This is a genomic window from Mycolicibacterium brisbanense (assembly GCF_001570425.1).
Taxonomy (GTDB): domain Bacteria; phylum Actinomycetota; class Actinomycetes; order Mycobacteriales; family Mycobacteriaceae; genus Mycobacterium; species Mycobacterium brisbanense.
This window is the reverse complement of sequence record NZ_BCSX01000034.1, coordinates 39,637-52,016: the sequence shown is the minus strand read 5'-3', so window position 1 is coordinate 52,016 and position 12,380 is coordinate 39,637. Positions and strand designations below refer to the sequence as shown.

13 protein-coding genes are annotated in these 12,380 nt (G+C 66.5%); 7 read left to right on the top strand and 6 right to left on the bottom strand.

Features of this window, described 5'->3' with window-relative positions:
• Positions 1-411 precede the first annotated feature (411 nt).
• Both RMCB_RS18675 and RMCB_RS18670 read left to right on the top strand, forming a co-directional pair.
• Positions 412-1,596, top strand: a complete 1,185-nt coding sequence (locus RMCB_RS18675) for a serine hydrolase domain-containing protein (protein ID WP_062829981.1) — start codon at positions 412-414, stop codon at positions 1,594-1,596.
• Positions 1,597-1,647: 51 nt separating this feature from the next.
• Positions 1,648-2,496 carry a DUF1542 domain-containing protein gene (locus RMCB_RS18670; RefSeq protein WP_062829980.1) on the top strand — a complete coding sequence of 283 codons (849 nt, stop codon included), beginning with the start codon at positions 1,648-1,650 and terminating at the stop codon, positions 2,494-2,496.
• A gap of 71 nt (positions 2,497-2,567) precedes the next feature.
• On the opposite strand, the gene RMCB_RS18665 is transcribed toward RMCB_RS18670, so the two are convergent.
• Positions 2,568-4,253, bottom strand: coding sequence for a cation:proton antiporter (locus RMCB_RS18665; protein ID WP_029372944.1), 1,686 nt, complete (start codon positions 4,251-4,253; stop codon positions 2,568-2,570).
• A 37-nt stretch (positions 4,254-4,290) separates the two neighbouring features.
• Positions 4,291-5,085: an Fpg/Nei family DNA glycosylase gene (locus RMCB_RS18660; RefSeq protein ID WP_062829979.1), complete on the bottom strand. Its 795-nt coding sequence runs from the start codon at positions 5,083-5,085 to the stop codon at positions 4,291-4,293.
• A gap of 81 nt (positions 5,086-5,166) precedes the next feature.
• On the opposite strand from RMCB_RS18660, the gene RMCB_RS18655 reads away from it, so the two are divergent.
• Complete coding sequence (locus tag RMCB_RS18655) at positions 5,167-5,715, top strand: hypothetical protein (protein WP_029372941.1); 549 nt, start codon at positions 5,167-5,169, stop codon at positions 5,713-5,715.
• A 1-nt stretch (position 5,716) separates the two neighbouring features.
• Here the strand turns inward: RMCB_RS18655 and RMCB_RS18650 are convergent, their stop codons facing one another.
• The 4 genes from RMCB_RS18650 to RMCB_RS18635 all read right to left on the bottom strand — a co-directional run bounded on the left by RMCB_RS18650 (position 5,717) and on the right by RMCB_RS18635 (position 9,252).
• Entirely contained in the window at positions 5,717-6,676 is a 960-nt protein-coding gene (locus RMCB_RS18650) for an isopenicillin N synthase family dioxygenase (RefSeq protein WP_062829978.1), read from the bottom strand.
• A complete protein-coding gene (locus RMCB_RS18645) occupies positions 6,673-7,113 on the bottom strand; it encodes a nucleoside deaminase (protein ID WP_062829977.1) in 441 nt (146 codons plus the stop codon). Before RMCB_RS18645 ends, RMCB_RS18650 begins: the two co-directional genes overlap by 4 nt.
• A complete protein-coding gene (locus tag RMCB_RS18640) occupies positions 7,110-8,504 on the bottom strand; it encodes a purine-cytosine permease family protein (protein WP_062829976.1) in 1,395 nt (464 codons plus the stop codon). Before RMCB_RS18640 ends, RMCB_RS18645 begins: the two co-directional genes overlap by 4 nt.
• Positions 8,505-8,574: 70 nt before the next feature.
• Complete coding sequence (locus tag RMCB_RS18635; RefSeq protein WP_062829975.1) at positions 8,575-9,252, bottom strand: GntR family transcriptional regulator; 678 nt, start codon at positions 9,250-9,252, stop codon at positions 8,575-8,577.
• A 187-nt stretch (positions 9,253-9,439) separates the two neighbouring features.
• On the opposite strand from RMCB_RS18635, the gene RMCB_RS18630 reads away from it, so the two are divergent.
• Genes RMCB_RS18630 through RMCB_RS18615 form a run of 4 tightly spaced genes read left to right on the top strand, consistent with a single transcriptional unit; the run spans position 9,440 to position 12,380 of the window.
• The gene (locus RMCB_RS18630; RefSeq protein WP_062829974.1) at positions 9,440-10,252 is read left to right on the top strand and encodes a transporter substrate-binding domain-containing protein; all 813 of its coding nucleotides are present in this window, start codon (positions 9,440-9,442) and stop codon (positions 10,250-10,252) included.
• Between the two features lie 33 nt (positions 10,253-10,285).
• Complete coding sequence (locus RMCB_RS18625) at positions 10,286-10,948, top strand: amino acid ABC transporter permease (protein ID WP_062829973.1); 663 nt, start codon at positions 10,286-10,288, stop codon at positions 10,946-10,948.
• On the top strand, positions 10,948-11,655 hold the full coding sequence (locus RMCB_RS18620; RefSeq protein WP_062830021.1) for an amino acid ABC transporter permease: 708 nt from the start codon (positions 10,948-10,950) through the stop codon (positions 11,653-11,655). The genes RMCB_RS18625 and RMCB_RS18620 overlap by 1 nt, the downstream gene beginning before the upstream one ends.
• Positions 11,652-12,380, top strand: a complete 729-nt coding sequence (locus RMCB_RS18615) for an amino acid ABC transporter ATP-binding protein (protein WP_062829972.1) — start codon at positions 11,652-11,654, stop codon at positions 12,378-12,380. The genes RMCB_RS18620 and RMCB_RS18615 overlap by 4 nt, the downstream gene beginning before the upstream one ends.

The window sequence follows — 12,380 nt, the reverse complement described above, 5'->3', positions numbered from 1 at the left end:
TTGCAGTTCGGCGTCCGACGTCGTGTACGGGCATCCACCGTCAGGCTCACCGCACATGATCGTTTCCCGCCGGCATTCCGGGCAACGAACACCGGGGCACGGCCGGGGAACGAGTGTGGTGCCCCTTCGGGCAACGGGCTCGCTACCCCGTTCGGTTGCCGTCAGATGTGTTGGCAGGAGTATTGATTCGGGTTCACGTCGATCCCGAACGCGCGCCGTCGCTTCAGCACCGTCAGCTCGCCCTTGCGGCACAATTGCGAATCGCGCGAACCTGAGAGCCTGGTCACGGCCCGGTCTCGAATCGCTTCCAATCGATTTCGCCGCTTGTGGTGATCACAGCCCTGCCCCGTACATTGGTGGGCGTATCCGACTCACCGGCCAACGGCTCCGGTCCAACCCACAGGAGCCAGCATGATCACCACAGCTACCCCGATAGCAGGCACGTGCCTGCCGCAATTCACCCGGGTCCGGGACGCCTTCGAACGCAACTTCGCAGAGCGCGGTGAGGTCGGTGCCGCCGTCGCGGTCTGGGTCGACGGTGAGCTCGTGGTCAACCTGTGGGGTGGATCGGCCGATGCAGCAGGCACCCGGCCGTGGCGCGAGAACACCCTGGCCAGCGTCTTCTCCGGATCCAAGGGGCTGTTGAGCAGCTGCGTGCATCTGCTGGCCGACCGCGGTGAGATCGATCTCTACGCACCGGTCGCCCGCTACTGGCCGGAGTTCGCCCAGGCCGGCAAGCAGGACATCACCATTGCCATGGTGCTCGGGCACCGGTCCGGGGTAATCGGCCCGCGCGAACCCATGGACTGGCGCGATGTGACCGACTGGGACGGTGTCTGCGCGCGCCTGGCCGCGGCCGAGCCGTGGTGGGAGCCCGGCACCGCGCAGGGCTATCACGTGGTGAGCTTCGGCTTCATTCTGGGCGAGGTGGTCCGTCGGGTGACCGGCCGCACGTTGGGCCAGTATCTGCGCACCGAGATCGCCGAGCCGCTGGGCATCGACGTCCATATCGGGCTGCCTGCCGACGAGCACCACCGCTGCGCGGAAATGCTGAACAAGCCGACCGTGCGCAGCGTGCTGGCCCAGAACAGGGTGTGTACGCCGCCGCAGCACCTGAACGACCATCCGTGGGCGGCATTCGCGGTCTCGATGGACTTCGTGCCGGACGACGAGCTAGGCGCGCACGCCCTGAGCACGTGGCGGTCGGCCGAATTCCCCAGCACCAATGCGCATGTGTCCGCACTGGGCATGGCGACGTTCTACAACGCACTGGCCCAGGAGACGTTGATCAGCCGCGAACACTTGGAGCGGGCCCGGGTATCCCAGGGCGGCTTCGACCCCGACGTGGTGCTCGGCCCGCGCGTCGCCGACCACGGCTGGGGTCTGGGATACATGCTCAACCAGCGCGGCGTGGCCGGCCCCAACCTCCGGATTTTCGGCCACGGCGGCTCCGGCGGTTCGTACGCGTTCGTCGACCTCGAACACCGCATTGGCTACGCGTACGTGATGAACTTCTTCGATGCGACCAAGTGCAACGCCGACCCTCGCACGGTCGCGCTGTCCAACGAGGTGTACTCCGCTCTCGGCGTAATCTGACGCCCACTCCGACGCCCGGAAACCCCGTTTCCGCTCGGTACCCTGGACGCCATGAACAGCGTTTTGCTGGTACTCATCGTCCTGGTCATCGCCGCCATCGCGTTCGCGGTCTACAGCTCGTCGAAATCGGCCGGCCGACGCACCGCCGAATCCCTCGCCGACGCCAAGGCCGACGCCCGTCGCATCATCGAGCGCCTCGGTGGCCAGGTGCTGAACCTGACCGGCACCGACGACGCATCCAAGCAGGCGCTGGCCGACGCGTCGGAGCGCTACACCGCCGCGTCCTCCCAGATCGACCAGGCGACCACCGCCAAGCAGGCCGCGCTGGCCAAGGAAAGCGCCATCGAGGGCCTGTACTACGTGCGCGCCGCGCGCACCGCGATGGGCATGGATCCCGGCCCCGAACTGGAGACCCTCGCCGGGCAGCGGTCGGCGGGCGCGGTCACCGAGGACCGCACGATCAACTACGAGGGCCGCCAGCTGGAGGCCTCCCCCACCCCGTCGCCGCGCACACCGAACTACTACCCCGGCGGCCGCGTCGCCGGCCGACCGGTGCCTGCCGGCTGGTACTCCGAGCCCTGGTGGAAGACGGCCCTCGTCGCAGGAGCCTGGGGCGTCGGTTCGGCGCTGCTGTTCGACTCGCTGTTCAGTGGCATGCACGGGGTCAACTACGGCGCACAGGGTTTCGAGAGCGGCTACGGCGACGGCTACTCCGACGGATACGCCGCCGGCCAGGATGCCGGCGGGTATGACGGCGGTGGCTACGACAACGGTGGCTACGACAGTGGCTCGGACTCCGGCGGCTGGGGCGGCACCGACGCCAGCGGTTGGGACAGCGGCGGCTTCGACGGCGGCGGGTTCGACTTCGGCGGCGGCGACTTCGGCAGCGGGGACTTCTGACCCACCGCGAGCAGTCGCGAAGGTCCGCGACACGCCGCGGTTCGGGCACTCCCGTGTCTGCTCGCCGGTCGTCAGAACCGGCTGTCGAGCCGCGCCGACACCCCGGCCTCCTGCAGGTCGAGCCGCTCGAGCATGGCCCGCACCGCCTCGTCCTCGATGCCTCCCGCGTCCCGCTCGGCGATCAGCGCCTGCCGCTGAGCCGCCAGTACATCGCGATACAGCGCCGAGAACACTTCCGACCGCTTGGTGTGTGCCTCGGGGTCGGGCATCTCGTCGGCATCCTGTGAATGCCGCGCGATGATGCCGCGGATCTCGGTCAGTACCGTCGGGTTCATCCCCGGCGGTGCCTCGAAGTTCGCCAGCACTTCCTCGGCGGCGTCGTGCACCAGCCGCTCGGCCTTGAGCTCCTCTTCCCGATCGACCTCGTGGTCGTCGCAGAACCGCGACAGATGCAGCCGTCGGATCAACAGCGGCAGCGACCAACCCTGGATCAACAGGGTGCCGACGCTGACGACGAAGGCGATGGCCTGAATGGTGGCCCGCTCCGGGAACGGTTCACCGGTGATGGTCGTCGCCGGGATCGCCGCGGCCGCGGCCAAGGTGACCACGCCGCGCATGCCGGTCCACGAGACCACCATGCTCTCGCGCCAGGACAGCGGCCTGCGGTCCACACGTGAGCGCCACTTGCCCATCGGCTTGCGTCGCACCTTCGTCCCCAGGGCGCCACGGCCGCCCCGCTCCGGCACCGGCACGCTCAGCCGGTTCTCGACATGCCGGAACAACTTGTTGCGGCCGAACATCACGAACACCGACAGCGGCCGGATCACCAAGACGATCAGCAGCACGATCGCCGACGCGACAGCCACCTCCACCAGCGATTCGTGCGCGTCGTTGAGGTGCTCAAGCACAAATCGCAGATGCAGACCGATATAGGCGAAGACGAACGCCTCCAGCAGCACGTCCACCGAGTTCCACACATAGCGTTCCTGCAGCCTGGTCTGGTATCCGGCGCCCAGCGAACCGTGGCCGACCACGAATCCGGCGACGACGACCGCCAGCACACCAGAGGCATGCAGTTCCTCGGCGGTGATGTACGCCGCGAACGGCACCACCAGCCCTTGAACGGTCTCCAGCCCCGGGTTGGCGAGCCGCCGTCGGATCCACAGCGTCACGTAGCCCAGCAGTGCTCCCACCAGCGGACCCACCACGGCGCTGAAGGCGAACAGCAGGAAAGGGTCCTCGATGAACGTGTGGGTGCCTGCGACCTGAGCCACCGCGATGCTGAACAGCGTCAGCGCCGCAGCATCGTTGATGAGACTCTCGCCGGTCAGGATCGCCATCACACGCTTCGGCAGACCCAGTTTGCGGCCCACCGCGACCGCCGTGACCGCATCCGGAGGCGCCACGATCGCGCCGAGGACCAGCGCGAGCCCGAACGTCAGCGGCACCAGCACCAGCCACGACGACACCGCAGCCACCGTGAACGCGGTCACCACCACCAACCCGACCCCGAGACCGAGGATCGGCCGGATATTGCGCAAGAACGTCGGGAACGAGAACCCCAGCGCCGCCGAATACAGCAGCGGCGGCAGCACCACCGTCAGCAGGATGTGCGAATCCAGTTCGGGCGGCTCGAAATCCGGAAAGAACGACACCGCAATGCCGACGACCACGATGATCAGGGCGGGTTCCAATCCGCGCCGGTGGGCAATGGCTGTGACGACAATGGCTCCGACGACGACGAGGATCAATTCCACTCGTCAATTGTCCCGTGGCGAATCCGATCCTGCCGCACTACCTCTGGCAGGCCGGGCACCAGAACAGATTGCGGCCCTCCAATTCGGCCGTGCGCACCGAGGTTCCGCATACTCGGCACGCATCGCCCGCCCGCCGGTACACATAGGTGCGGGGACGGCCGGGTCCGTAGGACGGGGCACCGTGGTCGTGCTCCGGGCGCACCACGACGATCTTGCCGCGGCGCACGCCGACCTTCATCAGCGCCACCAGATCGGTCCACATGTCGGCGAATTCGTCCTGGCCGAGGTGAACACCGAGCCGGTAGGGGTCGATGCGATGACGGAACAACAACTCGCTGCGGTACACGTTGCCGACCCCGGCGATCACCGACTGATCCATCAGCAACGCGCCGATCGATCTGCGCGACTTGGCAATCCGCTTCCAGGCGACTTCGGGATCGGCATCGCCGCGCAACGGGTCTGGGCCGAGTTTGGCGACGACGTCGGCGATCTCGGGTTCGCCGATCACCTCACACACGGTCGGACCACGCAGGTCGGTACCGTACTCGGTCCCGACCATGCGCATCCGCACCTGCCCCACCGGCAGCGGCAACGGCACGGGCGCTTCCGTGAACGTGCCGTACAGGCCCAGATGAATGTGGACGACGCGACCGCCGTCGTAGTGATGGAACAGATGCTTGCCCCAGGCATCGGATTTGCGCAGCACCCGCCCACTCACGTCGGCGGCGCCATCATCGAACCTCCCCTGCGGGCTCGACACGGTCACAGGGGCCCGGCCGAACCGGCGTTGATGCAGCCGGGCCAGGCGATGCAGAGTGTGCCCTTCAGGCATGGCTCGGACCGCGGTTGACACGCATGCCCGTAACCCTAACGAGTGCGGCGTGCCCGTTTACCGATGGCGCAAGATGACGGCATGCAGATCGACGTCGATCAGATCTACCCGTACCTGGTTCCCGCCGACTATCCCGACGCGCTGTCGACCGGCGCACAGGCTCAGCGTCGGATCGGCCACGGCCTCTCGGTGGCGCTGGTGACCCCGACCGGTCCCCCCGATGCCCAGATTCTGGCCGCGGTGGGTGCCGCGCAGCTGGCTGCCGCCCGGATCGACCTGACGACGGCATACGCCCATGCGGACCGGGCGTTGTCGCAGGCCTTGTCGGCCGGCCGCGTGGCGATGGAGTTCTTCGAGCGCGGTCCCGCCGGACACCCGACCGTGGTGATGAGCGGAAGCTGGCTGGCCGCAACCACACTGGTGGCCTCTGGGCTTCATGAGCGCATGACCCGATTCGTCGGCGACGACATCGTCGCGGCCGTACCGCAGCGGGATCTGCTGTTCCTGTTCGGCGCCGATGCCTGCGCGGGCATGGCCGAGGTCATCGACGACGAATACCGCACCGCCCGAAAGCCGTTGACCACGGGGCTGTTCACGCTCGAACCCGACGGCCCGGCACCCCGGCCGTAGCTCAACCGACCGTGATGGCGTCCAGGCGCTCTTTGATGAAGTCCGACGATGTCACGGGAGTCAGCCCCGCCACGCGTCCGATCGGCGGATCCAGCGGCGTCACCAGGGCGTCGTGGTTGGCCTCGTAGAAATAGATCAGCGAGACCAAATCCTCTTCCGGGGCGTGCGGCTGCGGCGGCAGCACGCGGTGGCGGCCCGACGGCCAGCGCTTGCCACTCCAGTACTCGAGCAGGTCACCGATGTTGACGGTCAGCGCACCTGGCTCCCAGGGCGCGTCCTCCCAGCCTTCCGCCTCCGAATACACCTGCAGCCCACCCGCTCCCGGTTCGCGGTCCAGCACGGTGACGGTGCCGAAGTCGGTGTGCGGGCCGATGCGGAACTGGCCCGGCTCCGGCTCACCCACCACGCTCACCGGTGGGTAGTGGTTGATGTTCATGGTCCAGGTCGGCCGGTCGGCCAGCGTCGCAAAGGGATTCGCCGGCAGCCCGAGTGCGTGGGAGAACAGCGCGAGCAGATCGTCGGACAGCTTGCGCATCGCCGCGGTGTACTCGCCGACCAGCGGCTGCAGAGCGGGCACCTCGGCCGGCCAGACGTTGGGCGCGAACCAGATCCGGTCCACGTCCGGGTCGCCCGTCGCGGTCTCGGCCCCGAGGCTGTAGCTCTCCTTGAGATCGGGCGGGGTCTCGGTGCCCTCGGCGTAACCGTTGGCTTCGGCGCCGGGACCGATCCAGCCGTGCCCGCCGACCGGCACGGAGTAGCGCTGCTTGACCTCGTCTGGCAGAGCAAAGAACTCGCGGCTGGCAGCCCGCACGCGCGCCGCCAGATCGGCATCCACCCCGTGGCCGGTGACGACGATGAAGCCGGCCCGCTGCAGGCCCTCATCGACCTCGGCTGCCACGGCGTCGGCGTCGGCCCCACCGCGGTACCACCGCGAAATATCTACTGTCGCAATGGCACTCATTCGCCAATATCCTCCGCCCACAGTTCCGGCCGGTCGGCGATGAAGTCCTCCATCATCGCCACGCAGCGCTTGTCGTCAAGCAGCGTAACCGCAACCCCGTTTTCGGACAGCCAATCGTGGCCACCGGAGAAAGTCCGGGCTTCACCGATCACCACCGCACCGATGTTGAACTGACGCACCAGCCCGCTGCAGTACCAGCACGGCGAGAGCGTGGTGACCATGATCGTCGAGCGGTAGCCGCGCTGGCGGCCCGCGGCGCGGAAGGCGTCGGTCTCGGCGTGAATCGACGGATCGTCGTTCTGCACCCGCCGGTTGTGTCCGGCGCCCAGCAGCTCGCCCGTATCCCGGAACAGCGCCGCTCCGATCGGGATACCGCCCTCGGCCAAGCCTTTCTGCGCCTCCTCCACCGCTACGTCGAGCATCTGTTCGGGGGTCATGCCACCGCCCTTTCTGCCGCGAGCTTGGACCGGCACAACACCAGGTAACAGCCGCCCGCGATGAGGAATCCGACGAAGAAGGTGATGTCACCGAGTTGGGGCACCGCCCGGGCCACGAAGCCGACGAAGTTCGCTTGATTGCAGAACAACGCCACCGACACCACCAATCCGATCAGGAACGACAACAGGCCCGGCCAGTTACTGTAGGTCCGGTCGTAGAGGAACTGCGCCACGGGTTGGTCGCCCCGCAGATACTGGTCGGCGAACACCACGCCGAGCCACGGGCCGATCCAGTACGCGATGATCAGCAGGAACGCCTCGTAGCTGGCGGCGGCATCGGCCAACGCCCACCACGCGATCAGGAATCCGGCCACGCCGAAGAAGGCGGTGACCAATGCGCGGGCGACGTGATGCGGCAGCTTGGTACCGATGGTCACGAATGCCATGGCGCCCGAGTAGACGTTGATCGCGTTGGCGGCGACGGCACCGATCGCGATGGCCAGCAGGGTGAGCTTCCCCAGCCACGGGCTCAGCTCGGAGGTGAATGCCTCGGTGGGATTCTCCGACAGCGCGGGTCCGATGGTCACCGACGCGGCGCCGACTGCTTCGAGTATCACGCAGGACACGAAGAGCCCTGCGGCAGCGAAGAAACCGGTGCGGGCGGTGTTCACCGACGACGGCAGATAGCGGGTGTAATCGGCGGCATAGGGCGTCCATCCGGCGGCGTAGCCGAACGCCGTGCCGACCGTGAGAAGGAATCCGCCCAGACCGCCCACGCCGCCGGCAGCCGCAGGCGCACCGAGGTGGGATTTGACCAGGATCGCCACCGAGGTGACCGCGAAGATGACCGCCAGCACCGGAAACGCCCACCGCTCGAACGCCTGGACCAGATTGTGACCGAAGAAGGCCAGCGCCGTCTGCACCACCACGACGATCACCAGAGCCAGCAGCGGCCCGATGCCGAACAAGGTTGCCAACGCGAACGCGCCACTGACGCTGTTGGTTGCGAACCAGCCGACGCCCGCCGTCACCGACATGAGTACGGCGGGTACGGCATTGCCCTTGAACCCGAACGGCAGCCGGCCGAGCACCATCTGCGGGACGCCATGCAGGGGCCCGCGCGCGGACAGAAAGTAGTGCGCGATCGCACCAAGGCCGGTGCCGATGACGATGCCTGCGACCGCCTGCCAGAACGTCATGCCGTAGTACGCCACGGCGAGCACCCCGACGAACACGGTCGCGAACTCCAGGTTGGGCGAGGTCCACGTCCAGAACAGCTGCCTGGGCTTTCCGTGCCGGTCAGCCTCGGCGATGAACTCGTTGCCGCCGGGTTCGACGGCCGCGATGCGATCCCGGTAGGAACCGTCGGTGCTGGGCTCAGCCGCTGTCATGCGTACACCGTGGCGTGAACCGCGGTGTAACGCAACCTGAACGCGGAGGTTGGGCGGCAATTCGAGGGCATTACTCACTGTCCGCGACGGCAAGCAACTCCCTCGCACTCGCGACGATATGGGCATCCAACGCCGATCGGCGGTTGTCGGGACTACCGTTTTTGATGGCCTCCAGCAGCGCACGGTGTTCTTCGGGGATCTCGAACAGCGTGTCGTGGCGCTTCGCGAGACGGTAGATCTGCATCCGGATGCGTGGCTGCACGCTGGTCCACAGCTGCATGGCGTGTTCGGATTTGGCGGCCCGGACGATCGTCTCGTGGAACAGCACGTCGAGGTCGTTGAGTTGTTCGAGATCGCCGGCACCGGCCGCGTCGTCCATGAGCGCCACCAGCCGTTCGAGCTCGGCCAACACCGCCGGATCGGCGCAGACTGTCTCAACGGCGAACTGTTCGATGGCCAGCCGCACCGGGAGCAGCACTCCCAGCAGTTCGTCGGCGCTCACCGTCGCCACGAACGCCCCGCGGTTGGGTATGTGATGCACCAACCCTTCGCTTTCGAGCTGTCGCAGGGCTTCCCGCACCGGGCCGGGGCTCGTGTTGAGGTGCGCGGCCAACACATCCTGTTTGAGTTGCGCGCCCGAGGGCAATGCGCCTTTGACGATCTGCTCGCGTAGCCAATCCGCGATCTGATGTCGCCGCGAGGAAGTCGACAATGCGGCGGCGGCCAGCGGTTGCGCGGCCCCGGTCACCGTTGCTCCGTCAATCGTCCCTCTCCCTCCACCAGGTCACCCCGTGGGCGCCAATCCTATGCAGCGGCGTCCACGACCCACACTGTTGCGTAGATTACAAATTATAGATAATCTCTGATCTACTTCGGCCGGCGGACACATCCCCGCGCTTCCCGGAGTCGAAATCTCTTCTGAGCAAAGGAAACTCATGCGCAAAGGCATCTGCGCGGTGGTCATCGCGCTCGCGGCGACTGCAGCACTCCTGGCCGGTTGCACTTCGTCCGGTCAAGCCGGCACATCTCAGCCCAGCGTCTTGTCCAAGGTTCTGAGCTCCAAGAAGCTCACCATCGGCGTCTTCGCTGACGCGCCGCCGTACGGCGTGATGAACGCCTCGGGCGACTACCAGGGCTTCGACATCGACAAGGCCCGGGCGCTCGCGAACTCGCTGAGTGCACAGGTCCAGTTCGTCAGCACCACCAACGCCAGCCGAATTCCCATGCTGGAGACCGGAAAAGCTGACGTCATCATCGCCGCGCTGACCAACCTCGACGAGCGCGCCCAGGTCGTCGCGCTCACCCGGCCTTATGCGTCCGAAGGCCAGCTGGTCGTGGTGCCCGCCAACAGCCCGGTCCACAGCTATGACGATCTCGCCGGTCGCACCGTCGCCGCGACGCGCGGCAGCGTGCCCGCCACCATCCTGGAATCCGAATTCCCGCAGGCCAAGCCCAGCCTGTTCGAATCGGTAGCCGACTCCATCCAGGCGCTGCGCAGTGGAAAAGTCGATGCGCTGATGGAGAGCACCGCCGTGGTCGCGGGCATCCGCTCCAGCGAGGGCGGCGCGGTGCGCGTTCTCGAAGCTCCCCCGCTGGCCCCGTCGTTCGTGTCGTTCGGGGTCAAGATGGGCGATCAGCTCTGGCTCAACTACCTGAACAACTTCATCCTCAACTACAACATCAGCAAGGCCGCCAACGAGTCCTACCGCAAATGGCTCGGTGTGGACATACCCGAGCTCATCAAGTAATCGGCTGCACACCAACTCATTTCAGGACACACCATGCAGCTCTACTACGGCGACCTGATCCCGTACCTCGGCCCATTGTTGAAAGGTCTCGCGATCAGCATCGCGGTGAGCCTCGCCGCGGCCGTCGCGGGCGGCGCGTTCGGGATCCTGCTCTACGTCGGACGCACCGCACGGCTGGCGGTATTGCGCACCGCGGCGACCACCTACATCGAGGTCATCCGCAACACCCCTCTCCTACTGCAGCTCTATCTCGTCTATTTCGCGCTGCCACAGGCCGGCGTGAACCTGGACCCGATCGCGGCGGGCGTCCTCACACTCAGCATCAACAACGCGGCCTACATGGCCGAGATCTACCGCGCAGGCTTTCAGTCGGTACCGAACGGGTTGCGCGAAGCCGGTGCGGCACTTGGCCTCAGCCCCAAAGACACGTTCTGGCGGGTGATGTTTCCGCCCGCGATGCGCAACGTCGTACCGGCCATCACCAATCAGACCATCCTGCTGTTCCTGGCCTCGTCGATCACGTCGGTGGTCTCACTGCCGGACTTGATGCACGTGATGATGGGGATCACGTCGACGACGTTCCGCACCATCGAGGCCTTCTCCGTTGGCGGCTTGCTCTATTTCGCCGTCGCGCTGTTCATCGCGAGCGCCTCCCGGCTCGCCGAAAGCCGGCTCATCAAGTGGAAGGTGGCGTGATGTTCGAGGGACTCGGCACCCAGCACCTGTCGCTGCTGTGGCAGGGCGCCCTGGTCACGGTTCAGATCTGTACGCTCTCAGTGCTTTTCGGTGGGCTGCTGGGCATCGCCATCGGGCTGATGTCGACCGCAACGGTGCGTACCCTACGGTGGGTGGCCGCGCTCTATGTCGCGGTGATTCGCGGTGTACCGGTGTTGCTGATCATCTTCTTCGTGTACTTCGGTATTCCGCTGCTGGCCCCCGGCAGTAGCCTCTCCGAATACTGGGCAGCCGTCATCGCTCTTTCGGTGTTCGCTTCGGCCTATATCGCGGAGTTGGTCCGGGGCAGCATCCAGGCCGTGCCACGGGGGCAGTTCGAAGCAGCCGAGGCCCTCGGGCTGTCCTACCCCCAACGCATGCGCTGGGTGATCCTGCCCCAGGCCGCCCGCGTGATCGTGCCACCGGGCGTCGGTTTCCTCGTGGTGTTGATCAAGGACAGCTCGCTCGTGGCGGTGATCGGCCTGATCGAACTGACCAGGGCGGGCAACGTGGTCAGCTCACTGACCGCCGATCCGATCACCACCTACCTCATCGTCGGTGCCGGCTATTTCGTCATCTGCTACGCGCTCTCGGCCCTCGCCCGACGCTACGAGCGCCGCCTCGGGTTCCACGTCAAGGCTCCCGAAGTCGGCGACACCCTGACCCTCAGCACAGGAGCAAAGAAATGATCGAGGTCGACGGACTACGGATGAGCTTCGGCCATACCGAAGTGCTGCACGGCGTTTCGTGCCGAGTCGCACCGCGAGAAGTGGTGTGCATCATCGGCGCCTCGGGCTCAGGCAAGAGCACCTTGCTGCGCTGCATGAACGGTCTCGAGCGCCCATCGCACGGCACAGTCGTGGTCAACGGGCACGTCCTGGGCCCGCAGGAGAACACCGCGGATCTGGCCGTGGTGCGCCGCGACGTGGGAATGGTGTTCCAGCACTTCAATCTTTTCCCGCACATGACCGTGATCGAGAACATCTCACTGGCACCCCGGCGGGTACTCGGGCGCACCAAGACCGAAGCCGCGGACCGGGCGCGCAGCCTGCTGGACCGAGTTGGACTGGCAGACAAGGCCGAGGCCTACCCCGATTCGTTGTCCGGCGGCCAAAAACAACGCGTGGCCATAGCCCGTGCGCTCGCGATGGACCCCACCATCATGCTGTTCGACGAACCGACCTCGGCGCTGGATCCGGAGATCGTGGGTGAAGTGCTGGCGGTGATGAAAGCCCTTGCCGCGGACGGGATGACCATGGTGGTCGTCACCCATGAGATGGGTTTCGCCCGCGAGGTCTCCGATCGCGTGATCTACATGGACAAGGGCGCCATCGTCGAAACAGCCTCGCCGAGCGAGCTTTTCACGTCGCCCCGCGAACCCCGCACCCGCGAGTTCCTCAGCAAGGTCCTCTGA

Bases quoted from the DNA above. Each gene is read 5' to 3' on its own strand.
- RMCB_RS18675 (WP_062829981.1), top strand. From the start codon at position 412: ATGATCACCACAGCTACCCCGATAGCAGGCACGTGCCTGCCGCAATTC.
- RMCB_RS18670 (WP_062829980.1), top strand. From the start codon at position 1,648: ATGAACAGCGTTTTGCTGGTACTCATCGTCCTGGTCATCGCCGCCATC.
- RMCB_RS18660 (WP_062829979.1), bottom strand. From the start codon at position 5,085: ATGCCTGAAGGGCACACTCTGCATCGCCTGGCCCGGCTGCATCAACGC.
- RMCB_RS18655 (WP_029372941.1), top strand. From the start codon at position 5,167: ATGCAGATCGACGTCGATCAGATCTACCCGTACCTGGTTCCCGCCGAC.
- RMCB_RS18650 (WP_062829978.1), bottom strand. From the start codon at position 6,676: ATGAGTGCCATTGCGACAGTAGATATTTCGCGGTGGTACCGCGGTGGG.
- RMCB_RS18645 (WP_062829977.1), bottom strand. From the start codon at position 7,113: ATGACCCCCGAACAGATGCTCGACGTAGCGGTGGAGGAGGCGCAGAAA.
- RMCB_RS18640 (WP_062829976.1), bottom strand. From the start codon at position 8,504: ATGACAGCGGCTGAGCCCAGCACCGACGGTTCCTACCGGGATCGCATC.
- RMCB_RS18630 (WP_062829974.1), top strand. From the start codon at position 9,440: ATGCGCAAAGGCATCTGCGCGGTGGTCATCGCGCTCGCGGCGACTGCA.
- RMCB_RS18625 (WP_062829973.1), top strand. From the start codon at position 10,286: ATGCAGCTCTACTACGGCGACCTGATCCCGTACCTCGGCCCATTGTTG.
- RMCB_RS18620 (WP_062830021.1), top strand. From the start codon at position 10,948: ATGTTCGAGGGACTCGGCACCCAGCACCTGTCGCTGCTGTGGCAGGGC.
- RMCB_RS18615 (WP_062829972.1), top strand. From the start codon at position 11,652: ATGATCGAGGTCGACGGACTACGGATGAGCTTCGGCCATACCGAAGTG.